The following is a 21181-nucleotide window of genomic DNA, read 5'->3' on the forward strand; positions in this document are numbered from 1 at the left end:
ATATATATATAATTATTTATTTCTTTGTTTCTTGAACTGATAGCGTTTTTGTGATAAAATATATACTATGTAATTGTAATTTGTAGTTACATAATTAAAATAGGAAAGTGAACATTATGTATAAATCAAAAAGACAAAAAAATAAATCTTTTGATTGGTATGGCTTGAGTCAACGTTTCTCTATTCGTAAGTACCATTTCGGTGCTGCGAGTGTGCTGTTGGGGACAGCCTTGATTTTGGGTGCTGCCCAAACGACTGCCAAGGCAGAAGAAGCAGCTACTGAAAATAAAACAGAAGCTGTTGCATCTGCTCCAAAAGATGAAAAGGCAAGTGAGAATGTCACAAATGTGACGACACCAGCTCTTTCTGCTACGACTGAAGCGGCTGTAGTAGAAAAGCCAACCTTGAGTGATGAGGAAGTTGCAAAATTAGCTGCTGAAGCATCTAAGAAAGATGAAAAAGTAGCTGAGACAGCTACAACTGAAAAAACAGAAGCAGCTGATAAAGAAAAAGCAACACTAACTGCTCCTTCAACAGACAAAAAAGCTGACAAAGCAGTTGATGAAAAAGCTGATAAAAAGGACGAAAAGAAAGCAGAAAATCCAATTACTGCTACTAAAACTGTCCTTGAACAGTTGACATCTGAAGCAGAAGTATTGAACACAAGTGCCTCAAACTTTGCGGATAAAAAAGCAGAAGATAAAGCTGGAAAAGAAGCAATCGCAACTGCAGTAGCTTCAGCTAAAGTTCAAATCGAAGCTTCTAAGAAAGCTCTTGCTGCAGGCGAAATCACTAAGGAAGAATTGGATGCCCAACTCCAACGTATCTCATCAGCTATCGAAGCAGTTTATGCTGAGATGAAACGTGCAGGACACGTAGGTAAAGTTGAAGCAGTGTTGGCAGGAGAAACTACTACTAATACAGCAATCGTAGCTCCAACAACTAAGACTCCTGTAAAAAACATTAATGAATTAACAGATGAAGAAGTTGCAGCGGTTAAACGTGAAATCATGAATGCGAACCCAAGTATTACGGATCCTTCTATGATTGAAGTAGTAAAAAAAGGAAACGCGACTGCAGGTGAAGCAACTGTTACTGTAAATGGTGTTAAAACTAATATTCCTTCTGGAAATACTGTTGTTGGTACTGCAGGTACAAAAAACTTAGAGCAACTTAAAAATAACATTAACTGGTTCGACTTTGCAGCAGCATCAATTACATACTCTAATGGTACTGTAGTAGGGCCTGCAAGAAAATTAGCGCAACCAATTACTAAAACTATCACATATCCAAATGGTGATAGAGTTGAAGGTAAAATCACAATGGTTCGTGATGTTACCTATGCTGATGGTTCAAAAGGTTTAACAACTGATGATAAATTCTTAAATTCAGGAACTGCGAAATATGTTGAACATTTATACTACACGGGTGGAGCTCAAAACGATCATGAACTTTACGAAGCTTTACAAGAAGGTATGAAGTTCAATGTTAAAACAAAGGTTGAAGGCTATACTTTAACAGCTACAGTTATAAAATTAGGTTCGAAAAATGTAGAGGCTGACCCAAATAAAACACCAGCAGGACCAGTGAATGCGGTTCGTGATTATGGTGATTGGGGTTCTGATAAACAATTAGCGAAAGCACAAGCTGAGGATAAAAGATTCAAAGAAAATGCTACAAAAAATAAAACAACATTTGCGAATAACCCAACAGTGTCAGTAAATGGTGTAGCATTAACGATACCAGAATATCCGACAGAAACATTTGCTAATACAGATGCCTACTATGCAAAAGCAGCAGCTTATCAAAAAGCTGTTAAAGACTACAACAATGCTATTGCCAGTCAAAACTTATCCGCAACAAAATTATCAGAAACGGGATTCACGTATGTTAATGTGAATGGTAAGGCTGTACCAAACGGATCAGCTGCGTTATATAAAAAGATTGGTAACGAAAGAAAAGCTGATGTACTTATAACAGCTCAGGATACTCAATGGTCATACTTAAGAAAAGCAGGTCTTCCAACAACAAATCCAGATGGAAGTGAAATGCTTACTGCTTTCACATCATCTCGTGATGAAGCGAATGTAGGGGTGACATTTGCGCTTTCTGCAACTTATAATGGTCGTATAGTAGATGTTAACGTAATTGCTGCGGATGCAGAAGAAGCTACAAAAACAGAAATTGTTCAATTCGAGACAGATGGTACGAAATGGGAACAATTCATGGCGTTAAACCTTCAAAAAGACATTGACGAAAAAACTGCTCAAGGAGTTTATCCAAGTAGACCAAGTGATGTAAATGCAGATGGACGTCTTGCAGAAGCAGGGTATAATCCAAAAGATTGGGTTAACGTAGATGAAAAAGGAAACCCTTCTGCATATGGAACGAATACATTTGGAGCTAACTATACAGCAATGGGTTCTAAAAACTCATTACCAATTGCACTTTCTCAAAACGTTAAGACATTATCAATGTACTTAAACTCTTCAGGTGCACAAGCAGGAACTATTGGTTTCATGATTTACGATGGTGGAGATGCACCACAATCTTATGGTTCAGCTCAACATATCATCGGAGATTTCAACAAAGAAGTTGTTAAAGATGGTGTGAAAACACAAGTTACTGCTACTCAACCATACCTAGGTAATGTTAAAGGAGATCCAGACTTCCGTTCAACGAAGACTGACCCCTCAGGTGGATGGGTACTTGATGATTTAATCACATCAGAGAAATATAAAGAGACACCATTAGAATCTGGAAAAACTGTTGTTAAGACAGATAAGGGTGTTACTGGTAAATACTTAGTTTTACCAAATGGAAATGCTGTAATTGAAAAAGAAGATCATACCCGTGTGTTATTAAATCAAGGGGATGTTATTGAAATGGAAAATCCTCAAACACATCTTCCAATCCGTGGGGTTTATAACCATACAACTGGAGCTTTAGGTGAAGGCACTCTTGGAGATGAAGGAGAAAGTCAATTACTCGATCCAGCTGTGGCAACTGAGTATAAACTACGTCAAGCTCAAGGTAATGAATATGTTCTTGAAGGAGTTCGTGCTAATTTAGGTGTAAATAACGATAAAGCCTATGTTCGTGGTTGGGTAGACTTCAATAACAACGGTAAATTCGATCTTAATGAATCTTCAGAAATTGTAGAAGTTAATAAAAATGGAACTTATAATATTAAGTTCAAAAACACACCACAATTACTAGATACTTCAGCAGATAGTCTAGGTGTACGTTTACGTATTTCACTAACTAAAGATGAAATTTTAGAACCAACTGGTGTAGCATCATCAGGGGAAGTAGAAGACTTTGAAACGCATGTTATCCATATGCCACGTGGTACAAAACATGAAACAAAAGATTTCCAAGGTCGTGAGCAAACTGTTAAGTTACCAACAAATGCGATGTTCACAGCCAGTGGTAAAAACAAAGATTCGAAATATAAACAATGGGCACAAATTGAAAATGAAAGCTTACCACCAAAAATTGTTTTAACAGACAAACAAGTTGCATCGGAAGAAGCATACACACCAGCTCCTGGCGAACTACCTTCAAACTATCGAGAGGAAAATGGTAAGATTTTCGTAGAGCGTAATGGTGCTACAGTATTCACTGGACAATACGTAACAGTTAAAGATAAAAAAGGTAACAAATTAGGTAAAGCTCTAAAAATTACCAACCCACTTAATAACAAAACAGAATACTTATTAGACAAATATACTGAATATGATACTGCAGGTAATGAAGTAGGTACTTATAAAGTTAACCCAGCAAGTAACGGTAAAAATGTTTCTATTGGAAATGGTTTATATGAAACTACATTAACATTCAAACCTGTAGATGCATATGTAGGTACTGCTAAAGGTATCGCAGTTCGTGCATGGGATGATAACAATAGTTCAACTGGTTGGGAAGCTACAAGTGATACAATTGAAACTTCTAGAACATCTACTACATTAGCTGAAAAAGATAAAGTGTTAGATAACGTAAATAATGGAAATAATGGCTACAAATCAATGGATACTAGCTATATTCCAACTGTTATTGACGTTCGTCCTGTAGGGGAAGATACAATTACAGAAGATGTTCAAGGAGCTAAACAAAAATCTAATCCAACAATTCCAGCTTATGCAACAGTTGAAACAGTAACAAATGATAAGATTGAAGACACGAAGTATACAGCGAATTTTGCAATTTTAGATAAAACTAAAAAACCAACACTAGCTAAGCAAAAAGAAATTCCTGGGAAAGTGTATACTGAAGATACAAAAGTTGATAAAGAAACAGAAGTAACATTACCTAATGGAAAAACAGCAACATTCAAACCGGCTGATAAGATTCCTGCAAATACAAGAATCGCTGCAACTGAAGCTGTGACAGTTAATGGAACAGGAGATGTACTTGTAAGTAATGTTCGTTATAGTACTGGTTCAGTACCTGCAGGAGCAATTTTAGAAGGTGCAGAACCTACAGTTACAGAGCCGACAACAGTTTTAAGAAATGGAGCAAATGTTGTTATTCCTGTAGGAAGTAAAGTTCAAAAAGGTGATCAACTTGTTACTCCACTTAAGATAACTGGAGGAGCTCAAATAACTACGTGGAAGAAAACATATCAAAATGGTGAGACTATTCCACAAGTTACGGCTGATAAATTCTCTGTTTTAGGGAAAGAGACTCCAGCGGATCAGCTTGTTCCGAAAGGTGAGAGTATCACATTAAACGGAACGACATACAACGCTAACAATGATATTGTTCCAAAAGGATCTCGTGAAGCAACAACGTATGAGAACTTAATGGGATCTAAACTTCCAGATGCGGTTCATATTGATCCTGAAACTGGTGTAGTTACAACAGTACCTCGTAGCTATACTAAAGTGACAGATACAGAAATCGTAATCGAAAATGAAGGTACGTACACATTAGATCAAGATACTGGTGAAATTACATTCGCTCCACATCCTAAATTCGTAGGAACTGGTACAGGTGTAGTAAAACAACAACCAGATGTGGACTATAATGATAAAGTAGATGGAGATTCTGTAACAAGTAAATATGGAACTGACTACGGTAAAGCGAAGTATATTCCGATTGTTAAACCACAATCAAAAGCTTCAATCACTCGTACAATTCATTATGTATACGAAAATGATAACGATAACCCGTCAAGTCAAGATTCATACAAAGATAATGATCCAATCGTAGCAATCGATAACACACCAGTTACTCGAAAACAAACGATTGATTATACTCGTGATTACAAGATTTTCTCTGAAGCTGGTACAACTGATAAAGAATTAGTAACTGCAAACCAAGTTACAGATGCAACAGGGCATGTTTATAAAGTTGGAGATACGATTCCGGCGGGAACACAGTTCAATCAAGGTTCAATTATTATTGGTAAATGGACAGCTTCAAGTGATGAAAACTCTAAATTCAAAGAAATTATCTCACCAACAGTTAAAGGATACACAGCTGAAGTAGTAACAGCTGACTTCACACCAAATGCTGATGGTAAGATGGGTCACATCCATAATGGAAAACAACCTGTCGGTCTATATACTCCAGTAGCTAATAATACTAGAGATGTTGGAGCATATGAACCATTAGTATCAGAAGTTCGTTCAGATGATAAAGATGACTTTGATATGTATGTGGTTTATAAAGCTGATAAACAAAAAGCAAATGTGACTTATATCGACTTAGATGCAACGGGTGAAGCTCGTATTCTTGAAATTCAAACAGCAAATACAGCTCCTACAACAGGTGCGGATGCGAAAACAACTTATAATGTTGAGAAACTTCAAGGTAAATCTCATACAGCAATTCCTTATTCAACAGCAGAAACAATTAAGAAATATGAAGACCTTGGTTATGAATTAGTAACAGATGACTATACAAACGATGCTCAAGGTAAAGCTATCACAGGTGGACGCACATTTGATAATGATAAAGATGTAGACCAACCATTCAATGTATACTTACGTCACAAGAAAACTGAACTTTCAGCTTCAGATAATGAAACAAGAACAGTAACACGTTATATTGACTATGTTTATGCAGATAAAGCAGTTGCAGATGTAGCAAACGAAAATCTAACGGATGAAATTCCAGCTGATAGAAAAGAAGCGTATGTAAAAGTCAATGACAATGATAAAGCGGACAGAGTAAAAGAAACTCTAACATTCACGCGTACTCGTAAGCTTGACCTTGCAGCAACATCAAGATTATATCCAGAAGAATATAAAAAATATAATGATGTTGTAAAAGCAAGTGGAGAAAATTCTAAAGCAGTAGAAGATGCAAAAGCTAAATTATTTAAGTTTGTAGAAGATAAAGCAAAAGCAGCTAATGCTACAGATGAAGCAAAAGCAGCGGTTAGTTATGGTAAATGGGAAGCTACTGAAGGAAAAATTTCGAAGATTTCTCCAACAACAGGAGCAGAAACAGAAGTATCTCAAGAAGATAGCGATAGAAGATTTAATAATGTAACATCTCCTACTGTTCCAGGATATTTACCTGACAATGCTCTAGTAGAAGCAACAGCTGATATCGATCCTGAGTCAAGTCCAGACAAACTTCTAGTTACTGTTAAATACTCTCCAATAGACCAAAAAGCAGTCGTGAAATTTGTAGAAGTAGATCCTACTAATACAGATAAAGTCATTACTCCTGGTCTTGCAGACCCAATCGCAGTAACTGGTAAATCAGAAGCAGCTTACCCAGCAACAACAGCAACTTCAGTAACTGATAAGATTGCTGAGCTAGTTAAGAAAGGTTACGAATTAGTAAATAACGGATTTGTATCAACAGATAAATTCGATAAAGACGGTGCAGTTGATCAAGAATATGTGGTGAAATTCAAAGCTAAAGTAGTGGATATTCCATCATTTGATCCAACTAAACCATCAAGTAATGAAAATCCAAAACCAACTCCAGGTGTAACGCCAATCGATCCAAATAATCCAGATGGACCAAAATGGACTGAAGCATTAATCAACGCTGTAAAAGTACAAGAAGAAGTAACACGTACAATTAAGTATGTATACGAAGATGGTACTCCAGTAGCGGAATCTGATTTAACAAGTGTAGCTGATAAGAAAGTTAAAACACTTAAATTCACTCGTTCTGGTAAGATTAATGTAGCGTCAGGAGAAATCACTTACGGAGACTGGTCAGCTGATCAAACATTTGAAGCAGTAACTTCTCCAACACTTGAGAAATATACTGCGGCAGTTGCAGGTGTAACACCAGCAGTTGCAAATGTACCAGCGAAAACTGTAGCGGCTACAGATAAAGACTTTGAAGAAGTAGTAGTTTATAAAACTAAATTAATCACAGTTGATCCAAAAGCTCCAGGTTATAAAGAACCTAAGAAAGATGAGCCAATTAATCCAAATGATCCAAATGGACCAAAATGGACGGACGAATTACTTGCGAAACTTAAAAATACTGAAGAGGTAACACGTACAATTTCGTACACTTACTCAACAGAAGCAAGTGAATTAAACCAAGCTGAAAAAGATGGAAATAAAGGTGGAACTAATGTAGCAGAACCATTCACTACAAAAGTTAATTACACTCGTGTAGCTAAAGTGAACCCAGTAACAGGAGAAATCACATACGGAGAATGGGAAGCTAAAGATAATGACACTACATTAGAAGGAAAAGCAGAACTTCCAAAAGTAGCAGGTTATGTAGCGACAGGAGATGTAGATTCATCTACTAAACCTGTGGAAAATGTTAAGGCAGAAGATAAAGATATTACGGAAAAAGTAGTGTACAAAGCACTAGGTAAATACGTACCAGTTGTACCAGAAGGATTCACTCCTCCTACAATTCAAGATCCACAATATCCAAACAATCCAGATGATCCTACAAAACCAGGAACACCAACAACAACGATTCCATACGTACCAGGAACTACACCAGTAGGACCAGATGGACAACCGTTGACACCGAAGAACCCTGCTAATAAAGAAGAAGGATACTTACCGCCAGCGCCAACAACACCAACAGGTGACACTACAATCTTATACGTTAAAGATGGTTCTCAAATAGCGGTAACGAAATTCGTAGATACAACTGGTAAAGGACTGGAACCTTCAGTAGTTGATTCTGGAGATACAGGCAAGGCCTTTACTAAAGATGCTGATGTAACAGCAGCAATCAACAAGATTTTAGCTCGTGGATATGAAAAGGTAGCTAACGTCAACGCAGGTGAAAAAGATTATCCATCAACAGATGCTGAAAAAGTATTTGACGCTGATGCATCAACAAACCAAGAATATACAGTTACATTCAAACCTATTGTTAAAGATATTCCAACAGATCCAACAACACCTGGATATGTAAAACCAGAACCAGGTCAACCAGTAGATCCAACAAAACCAGATGGACCAAAATGGCCAGAATCTGTTAAAGACTTGAAGACAACTGAATCTGTAACACGTACAATTAAGTATGTATATGAAGATGCAACTCCAGTAGAAGATGGTAAACTTGGAACAGATGTAGTAGCTAAGAAAGTTCAAACGCTTGAATTTACTAGAACAGCTAAAGTTAACCTTGTTTCAGGAGGCATTGAATATGGAGCATGGACGCCTAAGACAACTGATGGATTTGAAGCTGTTACAACTCCTACAATTGACGGATACACTTCAGCATTAGTAAGTAATCCAACAGTAAGTGACGTACCAGCGAAAACTGTGACGGCAGATGCGGCTGATTATGAAGAAGTTGTAGTTTACAAAACAAAACAAATTACAATTGATCCAAATGATCCAAACTTTGATCCTGAAAAACCAGTAGATCCAAAAAATCCAAATGGACCAAAATATAAAGATCTAAAACTAGCTGAAGAAGTAAAACGTACAATTACGTATACTTATGCAGATGATGTAGCAGATACTACTAAACGTGGAACTGATGCAGAACCTAAACATGAAACTACAGTAAGCTTTACACGTACAGCAACAGTTAATGCTGTAACAAAAGAGATTACTTATAGTGAATGGACAGCTAAAGATAACGATACAACTCTTGAAGGTAAAGCTGTAGTACCAGTTAAAACTGGATATGTAGCTACAGGAGATGTTGAGTCATCTAAGAAAGATGTAACGGGTGTTAATGCAACGGATAAAGATATTATTGAAAAAGTTATCTATAAAGATTTAGGTAAATTTGTACCAGTTGTACCAGAAGGATTCACTCCTCCGACAATTGAAAATCCACAATATCCAAATAATCCGGACGATCCAACAAAACCAGGAACACCAACAACAACGATTCCATATGTTCCAGGAACAACACCTGTAGGACCAAATGGACAACCATTAACTCAAAAAGATCCTAACGATCCAAAACAAGGATATAATCCACCAGTCCCAACGAACCCTACAGAAGACACTACTATCGTTTATACGAAAGATGGTTCTCAAGTAGCAGTTACACACTTTATCGAAGTAAACAGTGAAACTGATAAGACTGAAAAAGGTGGAGTAGCTCAATCAATTGTTGACACAGGAGACACAGGAAAAGCCTTCACTAAAGGTGCAGAAGTAGAGAAAACTATTGCAGCTCTGAAAGCTAAAGGATACACAGTTGTTGAAAACAATTACCCAGAAAATGGTAAGTTTGATGCAGACTCTAAGACTAACCAAGAATACAAAGTCCTTGTAACAGTTAAACCTGCAACGGTAAATCCAAACGATCCAAAACCAACTCCAGGAGAACCAATCGATCCAAATAATCCAACAGGACCAAAATGGACTCCAGAGTTAATCAAAGAGTTAGAAGATGGACGTAAAGAAGAAGTTAAACGTACAATCAAGTATGTTTACGCAGATGGTTCAAAGGCTGCTGATTCAGTACAAGAAACTAAAGAGTTCAAACGTTCAGCAACTATCAATCCAGTAACTGGTAAGGTTACATTCGGAGAATGGTCACCAGCTCAAACATTTGAAGCTGTAACTTCACCAAAAGTTACAAACTTCACTCCAGATAAAGAGACTGTACCAGCGACAGAAGTAACAGCAACTGCTGAGGATATTACTGAAACAGTAATCTATACTACCAAACCAGCAAATATCGATCCAAGTAAGCCAGTAGATCCAAATACTCCAAATGTTACTCCTAAACCTGAAGACAAAGTACCAAACGATCCAAAAGGACGTACTTACAAAGAATTAGGATTAATCGAAGAAGTAACACACACAGTTCACTACAAACTAGCTGACGGATCAGATGCAGGTATCCCTGACAATGTACAAACATTAACATTCACTCGTACAGCTGACTTAGATCCAGTAACAGGAGCAATCTCTAACTTCTCTGACTGGAAAGCTAAAGGTGACGATACAACAATCGATGCTGTAACAACACCAAGCAAACCAGGATATGTAGCTTCAGCAGCTAAATCAACAGAGCGTACAAATGTACAAGCTACTGATAAAGATAGTGAAGAAACAATCATCTACCGTAAACTTGGTTCATATGTACCAGTAATTCCTGAGGGACTAACACCTCCAGCGAACACTGACTTAACACCAAAACCATATACAAATGATCCAAACGATCCTACAAAACCAGGAACACCTGCTGAAACTCCAGTAGTACCGTACATCCCTGGAACAACACCAGTAGGACCAGATGGTAAACCATTAACTCCGAAAGATCCAAATGATCCAACTAAAGGATATGAAGTACCGAAAGTACCAGAAGATCCAACTCAAAACACTACAATTACGTATGTTAAAGATGGTTCTCAAGTAGCTCTAGTTCACTTCATTAAAGAGGATGGAACTGCAGTTCACGTATCAGTTGCAGAAGCAGGAGACACAGGTAAAGCAATTAAGACAACAAACATTGATAACGTTAAAGGTGAATTAGAAGCTAAAGGTTATGAAGTTGTTGCACCAACTGATCCAGCTTATACAGCAGAACGTGTAGCATTCTACGCTGAAGCAAACCGTACATTTGATGACAAGGATGACAAAGGTAACAACGGAATTAGCCAAGTTTACTATGTGATCGTTAAAGAAGGTATCACACCAATCGATCCAGATAAACCGATAGATCCAAATAATCCTAATGTTACTCCAAAACCAGGAGACAAAGTACCTGGAGATCCAAAACAACGTACATACGAACAACTTGGATTACTAGATGAAGTAAATCGTACAATCAACTACAGATATGCGAATACGGATAAAGTAGAAGAAGCGAAACGTGGTCAAGAAGCTGCGGCTACTGTAGAACAAAAACTTCGTTACTCTCGTAAAGGTGATCTAAACAAAGTAACAGGTGAAATCACTTATACTTCTGATTGGACAGAACCACAAACATTAGCTGAAGTAACTTCTCCAGTAATCGAAGGATATGTTGCAGATATTAAAGCAGCTGAAAAAGTAGAAAATGTTGCCCACGACGCAGCTGACTCAGTAGTAAACGTAGTTTACTCACCACTAGGTAAATATGTACCGAAAGTACCAGAAGGATTTGAAGTTCCAAAAGTTGATAAACCTCAATATCCAAATGATCCAACAGATCCAACAAAACCAGGAACACCAACAACAGTGATTCCTCACGTTCCAGGAACAACGCCAAAAGATCCAAATGGAAACCCACTGAAACCAGTAGATCCAAATGATCCAAGCAAAGGATATGTTCCACCAACACCTGAAAATCCAACAAAAGATACTGAAATCACTTATGAGAAAGATACTCAAAAAGCAACAGTAACTTATGTTGTAGAAGGAACTGGAACAGTACTTCATACAGATAACCTGAAAGGTAAATCTGGAGAACCAATCGAGTACTCAACAGCAACTAAACTTGCTGAATTGAAAGCTCTAGGATATGACTTAGTAAGTGACGGATTCACAACAGCTACAGATAAGAACTACGATAAAGATACAAAAGTAGATCAAAGATTCGTAGTTACAGTTACACCACACGTTGAGCCAATCAAACCAGTAGATCCAACTAATCCAAATGATCCAAACAAACCAAAACCAGGTGATCCAATCGATCCTAACAACCCAACAGGACCAAAATGGACAGAAGATCTAATCAAGAAGCTTGATACAACTCGCCATGTGAACCGTACAATCACATACGTTAACGAAAAAGGTGAGGAAGTAGCTAAGAAAGTAACAGATAAAGTTACATTCACTCGTGAAGCTAAGATTAATTCTGTAACAGGTTTAATCACTTACGGTGACTGGATTGCCAAAGATGGAGATACAACATTCGATAAAGTTGAATCACCAGTCGTTAAAGGTTACATCCTAAAAGATGCGAAACAAAAAGAAGTAGCAGCTACAGAAAACCTAACTGCAGACTCTAAAGATGAAAATATCGAAGTTGTCTACACTAAACTTGGTTCATGGGTACCGAAAGTACCAGAAGGTTCTACACCAGTTCCTCCGGTTACGTATCCAAATGATCCAAAAGACCCAACTAAACCTGGAACTGATAAACCTAAAGTGCCTTATATCCCAGGAACTACACCTGTGGTACCAAAAGATCCAACTAAACCAATTAGTCCGGATAACCCACTAGTTCCATTGACACCAGTTGATCCTAACGATCCAACTCAAGGATATGAAGTACCACCAGTACCAACAGATCCAGGAACTGATACGCCAATCACTTACGTAACTGATAAGCAAAAAGCTATCACAAACTTCGTAGATGAAAAAGGTAAAGTTGTATCAACTCCAGTAGTGGACGAAGGTGATTCAGGAACTAATTTCAACAAGTCTAAAGTTGATGAAGTGACTAAGACTATTGAAAGACTTGAAAAAGCTGGATACAGAGTCGTTAAGAATGAGTTCCCATCTAAAGATACAGACAGAGTATTTGATAAAGATAAATCTGTAGATCAAATCTTTACTGTAACAGTAGCTGAAAGAATTATTCCAGTTACACCAGGTAAACCAGTAGATCCAAATGATCCAAACTTACCGAAGAATCCTGATGGAACACCTGTAACACCATCAACTCCAAAACCAGGTGAACCAGTATTCCCTAACGATCCAAATAGTCCAGTATGGCCAAATACTGTGAAAGATCTTGTAACTGAGAAATCAGCTACACGTACGATCAAGTATGTAGATCGCAATGGAAAAGAAGTTTCTGAAACTCGTGTTGAAACAATCAAGTTCACTCGTGAAGCGAAAGTTAACTTAGTAACTGGTGAAATCACATATGGTGAATGGACAACAGATCGTAACGATAATATCTTCAACGGTTACCCAGTACCAGTTGTGAAAGGATACATCGCTAAAGCTGGTGATCTAGAATCATCAACTAAAGATGTACAAGTAACTCCTGATACAATCAAGGATATCAATGAAACAGTGATTTACGATAAGTTAGGTTCATGGATTCCAAATATTCCAGGAACACCAACAAATCCAATCACTTATCCAAACGATCCTAAAGATCCAACTAAACCAGGAACTGATAAACCTAAAGTACCTTATGTACCAGGATTTATCCCTGTAGATCCAGAAGGTCAACCATTGAAACCAGTTGATCCAAATGATCCAACGAAAGGATACGAAGTACCAGAGGTACCTGGTGATCCAACGCAAGATACACCAATCAACTACATTCCTAAGGATCCTACACCAAATCCAACTCCATACCCAGCTCCAGCTCCAGCGCCACAACCAGCGCCTCAGCCAGAGCCACAACCGGAACCTCAACCAGATACTCCACAACCTGTAACACCTGCAGATAATGGAGATAACAACGGAAATAATAATGGAACTCCGACAACTCAACCAGCAGCGCCTTCTACACCTCAATACATGGACGGTCAACGTGAACTTCCAAATACAGGTACAGAAGATCATGCTAGCCTTGCAGCACTTGGACTTCTAGGAGCCCTAAGTGGATTTGGATTGATTGCTCGTAAGAAAAGAGAAGATGAAGAATAATCATTTTGATTCTCATTAGATGCGAACTTGCAATCAGATAAAGAAAGAACTTGAGATTTGTTATCTCAGGTTCTTTTCTTTCTCTTTTTGAAAATGGTATAATATAGTGAGAACGATAGAGGAGAAGTGTAAATTGATCGCACAACTAGATACAAAAACAGTCTATAGTTTTATGGAGAGCGTCATTTCGATCGATAAGTATGTGAGAGCAGCTAAAGAATTCGGCTACACACATTTGGCCATGATGGATATTGATAATCTTTATGGTGCTTTTGACTTTCTAGAGGTTACCAAAAAATACGGGATTCATCCTTTGCTGGGGCTTGAAATGACAGTATTTGTGGATGCTCAGGAAGTGAATCTGCGCTTTTTAGCTCTATCTAGTGTGGGCTATCAGCAGCTGATGAAACTCTCAACAGCCAAGATGCAGGGGGAGAAAAATTGGGCGGTTTTATCTCAGTACCTAGAGGATATTGCGGTCGTTGTTCCTTATTTTGATGGACTGGAGTCGTTAAATCTAGGCTGTGATTACTATATTGGGGTTTACCCAGAAACACTGGCAAGCGAATTTCATCATCCTATTTTGCCACTGTATCGGGTCAATTCTTTTGAAAGCAGGGATAGAGAAGTTCTGCAAGTATTAACTGCGATTAAAGAAAATCTACCACTTAGAGAAGTTCCCTTGCGTTCACGACAAGATGTCTTTATATCGGCAAGTTCTTTAGAGAAACTATTCCAAGAACGTTTTCCGCAAGCCTTGGACAATTTAGAAAAGCTTATTTCAAGTATTTCTTATGATTTGGATACGAGTCTGAAACTGCCTCGTTTTAATCCAGCTAGACCAGCAGTAGAAGAGTTGAGAGAGCGTGCTGAATTGGGGCTTGCTCAGAAGGGGTTAACTGGTAAAGAATATCAAGACCGTCTAGACCAAGAATTGGCTGTTATTCATGATATGGGCTTTGACGATTATTTCTTGGTTGTTTGGGATTTGTTGCGTTTTGGACGTTCAAATGGCTACTATATGGGAATGGGACGAGGTTCTGCAGTTGGTAGCTTGGTTTCCTATGCTTTGGATATCACAGGGATTGACCCAATTCAGAAGAATCTGATTTTTGAACGCTTCCTCAATCGTGAACGTTATACTATGCCTGATATTGATATCGATATTCCTGATATTTATCGTCCAGATTTTATCAGATATGTTGGTAATAAATATGGCAGTAAACATGCGGCTCAAATCGTTACCTTTTCTACTTTTGGTGCTAAGCAAGCTCTTCGAGATGTCTTAAAACGTTTTGGTGTGCCAGAGTATGAATTATCTGCAATTACCAAGAAAATCAGTTTTCGTGATAATCTTAAGTCAGCCTATGAAGGGAACCTTCAGTTTCGTCAGCAAATCAATAGTAAGCTAGAATATCAAAAAGCCTTTGAAATTGCTTGCAAGATAGAGGGCTATCCAAGACAAACCTCTGTCCATGCGGCTGGTGTTGTAATCAGTGACCAAGATTTGACCAATTACATCCCTCTAAAGCATGGTGACGAAATTCCACTGACTCAGTATGATGCTCATGGAGTTGAAGCTAGTGGACTTTTGAAAATGGATTTTCTGGGGCTACGAAATTTGACCTTTGTCCAGAAGATGCAAGAGTTGCTTGCTGAAACAGAAGGTGTTAAGATAGTTATCAACGAGATTGATTTGGAAGATAAAGAAACGTTAGCTTTATTTGCCTCTGGTAATACAAAAGGTATCTTTCAATTTGAGCAACCTGGTGCCATTCGCTTGCTCAAGCGTGTTCAGCCAGTCTGTTTTGAAGATGTCGTAGCAACTACTTCCCTAAATCGACCAGGTGCTAGTGACTACATCAATAATTTTGTGGCAAGAAAACATGGGCAGGAAGAAGTGACGGTTCTAGATTCAGCACTTGAGGATATTTTGGCTCCAACTTATGGCATTATGCTCTATCAGGAGCAGGTTATGCAGGTTGCTCAGCGATTTGCTGGATTTAGTCTTGGGAAGGCTGATATTTTGCGTCGAGCTATGGGTAAAAAGGATGCCTCTGCTATGCATGAGATGAGGGCTTCCTTTATTCATGGCTCCATAGAAGCTGGTCATACTGCGGAAAAAGCAGAGCAGGTTTTTGATGTTATGGAGAAGTTTGCAGGTTATGGTTTTAACAGGTCACACGCCTATGCCTACTCAGCCTTGGCCTTCCAATTGGCTTATTTCAAAACACATTATCCAGCTATTTTTTATCAGGTCATGTTGAATTCTGCCAATAGTGATTATGTAACAGATGCCTTAGAAGCAGGTTTTGAAGTAGCCCCATTGTCCATCAATACTATTCCCTATCACGATAAAATTGCCAACAAGTCTATCTATCTAGGTTTGAAATCGATTAAGGGGCTCAGCAAGGATTTGGCGCTTTGGATTATTGAACATAGACCTTATTCTAATATTGAAGATTTTTTAGCTAAACTACCTGAGAATTATTTGAAACTTCCTTTGCTGGAACCTTTGGTAAAAGTTGGTCTTTTCGATTCATTTGAAAAAAATCGTCAAAAAGTATTCAATAATTTAGCTAATCTATTTGAATTTGTGAAAGTGTTAGGAAGCTTATTTGGAGAGACCATCTATAGTTGGCAAGATTCGGAGGACTGGTCGGAGCAAGAAAAATTCTACATGGAACAAGAGCTTCTAGGAGTAGGAGTGAGCAAACATCCCTTACAAGCTATTGCAAGTAAGGCTATTTACCCTATTACCCCAATTGGAAATTTGTCAGAAAATAGCTACGCTATTATTTTGGTTGAAGTTCAGAAAATAAAAGTAATTCGTACCAAAAAGGGTGAAAATATGGCTTTCTTACAGGTGGATGACAGTAAGAAAAAATTGGATGTTACCCTCTTTTCAGATTTATATCGACAGGTTGGACAGGAAGTAAGAGAAGGAGCCTTCTACTATATAAAAGGAAAAATCCAGTCACGTGACGGTCGTCTGCAAATGATTGCACAAGAAATAAGAGAAGCAGTTGCTGAGCGCTTTTGGATTCAGGTGAAAAATCATGATTCGGATCAAGAAATTTCGAGAATTTTAGATCAATATAAAGGCCCAATCCCAGTCATCATCAGGTATGAAGAGGAACAGAGAACGATTGTTTCTCCCAACCATTTTGTAGCTAAATCTGATGAATTAGAAGCGAAATTGAATGGAATCGTTATGAAAACGATTTATCGCTAAAATTACGGAAAATAGAAGAATTTTCAACGTAAATGTGGTATAATCAGTAAGAATGTTAAAAGAAAAAGGAGCATAACCAATATGAAACGTATTGCTGTTTTGACTAGTGGTGGAGACGCCCCTGGTATGAACGCTGCCATCCGTGCAGTTGTTCGTCAAGCAATTTCAGAAGGAATGGAAGTATTTGGTATCTATGATGGATATGCTGGTATGGTTGCTGGTGAAATTCATCCCCTAGATGCTGCTTCAGTAGGAGATATCATTTCTCGTGGTGGTACTTTCCTTCACTCAGCTCGTTATCCAGAGTTCGCTCAACTTGAAGGGCAACTTAAAGGGATTGAGCAATTGAAAAAACACGGGATTGAAGGTGTAGTTGTTATCGGTGGTGACGGATCTTACCACGGTGCTATGCGTTTGACTGAACATGGCTTCCCAGCTATCGGTCTTCCAGGTACAATCGATAACGATATCGTTGGTACTGACTTCACAATCGGTTTTGACACAGCGGTTACGACTGCTATGGATGCTATCGATAAGATTCGTGATACGTCATCAAGTCACCGTCGTACTTTTGTTATCGAAGTTATGGGACGTAACGCAGGTGATATCGCTCTTTGGGCAGGTATCGCAACTGGTGCTGATGAAATCATCATTCCTGAAGAAGGCTTCAAGATTGAAGATATCGTAGAAAGCATTAAATGTGGTTATGAGTGTGGTAAAAAACACAACATCATCGTCTTGGCAGAAGGTGTAATGTCTGCAGCTGAATTTGGTCAAAAACTAAAAGAAGCTGGGGATACAAGCGACCTTCGTGTGACAGAACTTGGACATATTCAACGTGGTGGTTCTCCAACTGCGCGTGACCGTGTTTTGGCGTCACGTATGGGTGCCCATGCTGTTAAACTTCTTAAAGAAGGTATCGGTGGTGTTGCGGTTGGTATCCGTAACGAGAAAATGGTTGAAAACCCAATTCTTGGAACTGCAGAAGAAGGAGCATTGTTTAGCCTTACTGCAGATGGTAAGATTGTGGTTAACAACCCACACAAGGCTGACCTTGAGCTATCTAGCTTGAATAAGAGCTTGTCATAATTTATAATTTAGTTAATAAGACCAAAAAGGTCATATATAAAGGAGTCACAAAAATCATGAATAAACGTGTAAAAATCGTTGCAACTTTGGGACCTGCGGTAGAAATCCGTGGTGGTAAAAAATTTGGTGATGACGGATACTGGGGTGAAAAACTTGATGTTGAAGCTTCAGCTAAAAACATTGCCAAATTGATTGAAGCTGGTGCTAACACATTCCGTTTCAACTTCTCACACGGTGACCACCAAGAACAAGGTGAGCGTATGGCAACTGTTAAACTTGCAGAAAAACTTGCAGGTAAAAAAGTTGGTTTCCTTCTTGATACAAAAGGACCAGAAATCCGTACAGAATTGTTCGAAGGTGAAGCTAAAGAGTATTCATACAAAACTGGTGAGAAAATCCGTGTTGCAACTAAACAGGGAATCAAATCAACTCGTGATGTGATTGCATTGAACGTTGCTGGTGCTCTTGATATCTATGATGATGTTGAAGTTGGTCGTCAAGTTTTGGTTGACGATGGTAAACTTGGTCTTCGTGTGGTTGCTAAAGATGATGCAACTCGTGAATTTGAAGTTGAAGTTGAAAACGATGGCGTAATTGCTAAACAAAAAGGTGTTAACATCCCTAACACTAAAATTCCTTTCCCAGCACTTGCTGAACGCGATAACGATGACATTCGCTTCGGTCTTGAACAAGGTATCAACTTCATCGCGATTTCATTCGTACGTACTGCTAAAGACGTGAACGAAGTTCGTGCAATCTGTGAAGAAACTGGAAATGGACATGTTCAATTGTTCGCTAAAATCGAAAACCAACAAGGTATCGATAACTTGGATGAAATCATCGAAGCTGCTGATGGTATCATGATCGCTCGTGGTGACATGGGTATCGAAGTACCATTCGAAATGGTTCCAGTTTACCAAAAAATGATTATCACTAAAGTCAATGCTGCAGGTAAAGTTGTTATCACTGCAACAAACATGCTTGAAACAATGACTGAAAAACCACGTGCAACTCGTTCAGAAGTATCAGACGTATTTAACGCTGTTATCGACGGAACTGACGCTACAATGCTTTCAGGTGAGTCTGCAAACGGTAAATACCCACTTGAGTCAGTAACTACAATGGCTACAATCGACAAGAACGCTCAAACTCTTCTTAACGAATACGGTCGTTTGAACTCAGATTCATTTGAACGTAACTCTAAGACAGAAGTAATGGCTTCAGCTGTTAAAGATGCTACTAACTCAATGGATATCAAATTGGTTGTAACTCTTACTAAGACAGGTCACACTGCACGTTTGATTTCTAAATACCGTCCAAATGCTGACATCTTGGCATTGACATTCGACGAATTGACAGAACGTGGATTGATGTTGAACTGGGGTGTTATCCCAATGTTGACAGATGCTCCATCATCAACTGACGATATGTTCGAAATCGCTGAACGTAAAGCAGTTGAAGCAGGACTTGTACAATCTGGTGACGATATCGTTATCGTAGCTGGTGTGCCAGTTGGAGAAGCTGTTCGTACAAACACAATGCGTATCCGTACAGTACGCTAATCAAAATGAAAAAAAGCCTATCATATCAAGCTTTCTAGCCTGTATGATGGGCTCTTTTTTTGTTCATGGGGCACTTATGGGGCAAAACTTTTTACTTTCTATTCAATGCGACGGTATCAAGTGCATCAAGTACAGCTTGCTCCATGCCTTTTGTAACGTGTGTATAGATCTGATTGGTAGTTTTTCGGATTTATGCTCGAACTGTGACATGATAGCTTTTAAAGTTATGTTGTTTTTTACGTAAATTTCATAAAATATTTAGTTAAGATAGAGATAAAAAATAACTCCCTGATGACTCAAGGAGTTATTACTATCTAAATTAGTTTTTAGAAGCAGCTTGGAATTCTGGGTTTTTCCATGCTTCGTCAATAATAGCTTGTAATTCATTTGCAGATGCTTGCATTTTTTGAGTTTCTGCGTCGTTCAATGGGATATTTACTGGACGAACAATACCATGTGCACCAACAACAGCTGGTTGACCGATAAAGACGTTTTTAACTCCGTATTGACCTTCTTGGAATACTGAAAGTGGAAGTACTGCGTTTTCATCGTCAAGGATTGCTTTAGTAATACGAGCAAGGGCTACTGCGATACCGTAGTATGTTGCACCTTTTTTGTTGATGATTGTGTAGGCTGCATCACGAACACCTTCGAACAATTCAATCAATTCAGCTTCTTGAACATTTTGAGTATCCTTAAGGAATTCTTCAAGGTTTACACCAGCGATGTTAGCGTGTGACCAAACAGCGAACTCAGAGTCACCGTGTTCACCCATAATGTAGGCGTGCACTGAACGAGCATCAACATCCAATTTTTCAGCAAGTGCTTGACGGAAACGAGCTGAGTCAAGTGAAGTACCTGAACCGATAACGCGTTCTTTAGGGAATCCAGAGAATTTCCAAGTTGAGTAAGTCAAGACGTCAACTGGGTTAGCAGCAACAAGGAAGATACCTTTGAAACCTGATTCAACAACTTGAGTTACAATTGATTTGTTGATAGCAAGGTTTTTACCTACAAGGTCAAGACGAGTTTCACCTGGTTTTTGAGGCGCACCTGCAGTGATTACAACAAGGTCAGCGTCTGCACAGTCAGAGTATTGAGCTGCATAGATTTTTTTAGGTGAAGTGAAGGCAAGGGCGTGACTAAGGTCAAGCGCGTCACCAACAGCTTTTTCATGCAATTGCGGAATTTCGATAATTCCAAGCTCTTGTGCAATTCCTTGGTTAACAAGTGCAAAAGCGTAAGAAGAACCTACAGCACCATCACCGACAAGGATAACTTTTTTGTGTTGTTTAGTTGAAGTCATTATTCTAAACATCTCCTTAATTTTATTCAGG

At 38.5% G+C, this 21181-nt stretch carries 5 protein-coding genes; 4 read left to right on the forward strand and 1 reads right to left on the reverse strand.

Features of this window, described 5'->3' with window-relative positions; all coding sequences use genetic code 11:
• Window positions 1-116 precede the first annotated feature (116 nt).
• From JQ841_RS08425 to pyk, 4 genes are all read left to right on the forward strand, one after another.
• On the forward strand, window positions 117-13958 hold the full coding sequence (locus JQ841_RS08425; protein WP_203180647.1) for a mucin-binding protein: 13842 nt from the start codon (window positions 117-119) through the stop codon (window positions 13956-13958).
• Between the two features lie 133 nt (window positions 13959-14091).
• Window positions 14092-17193, forward strand: a complete 3102-nt coding sequence (locus JQ841_RS08430; RefSeq protein ID WP_203180648.1) for a DNA polymerase III subunit alpha — start codon at window positions 14092-14094, stop codon at window positions 17191-17193.
• Window positions 17194-17274: 81 nt separating this feature from the next.
• Window positions 17275-18282 (forward strand): 6-phosphofructokinase, encoded by a 1008-nt coding sequence (pfkA, locus tag JQ841_RS08435; protein ID WP_000820863.1) that lies wholly within the window; start codon window positions 17275-17277, stop codon window positions 18280-18282.
• Between the two features lie 56 nt (window positions 18283-18338).
• Entirely contained in the window at window positions 18339-19844 is a 1506-nt protein-coding gene (gene pyk / locus JQ841_RS08440; protein ID WP_153198860.1) for a pyruvate kinase, read from the forward strand.
• Window positions 19845-20163: 319 nt separating this feature from the next.
• Here the strand turns inward: pyk and JQ841_RS08445 are convergent, their stop codons facing one another.
• Window positions 20164-21150 (reverse strand): L-lactate dehydrogenase, encoded by a 987-nt coding sequence (locus JQ841_RS08445; protein ID WP_000204729.1) that lies wholly within the window; start codon window positions 21148-21150, stop codon window positions 20164-20166.
• Between the last annotated feature and the right edge of the window lie 31 nt (window positions 21151-21181).

This window comes from Streptococcus mitis (assembly GCF_905187535.1).
Taxonomy (GTDB): domain Bacteria; phylum Bacillota; class Bacilli; order Lactobacillales; family Streptococcaceae; genus Streptococcus; species Streptococcus mitis_BS.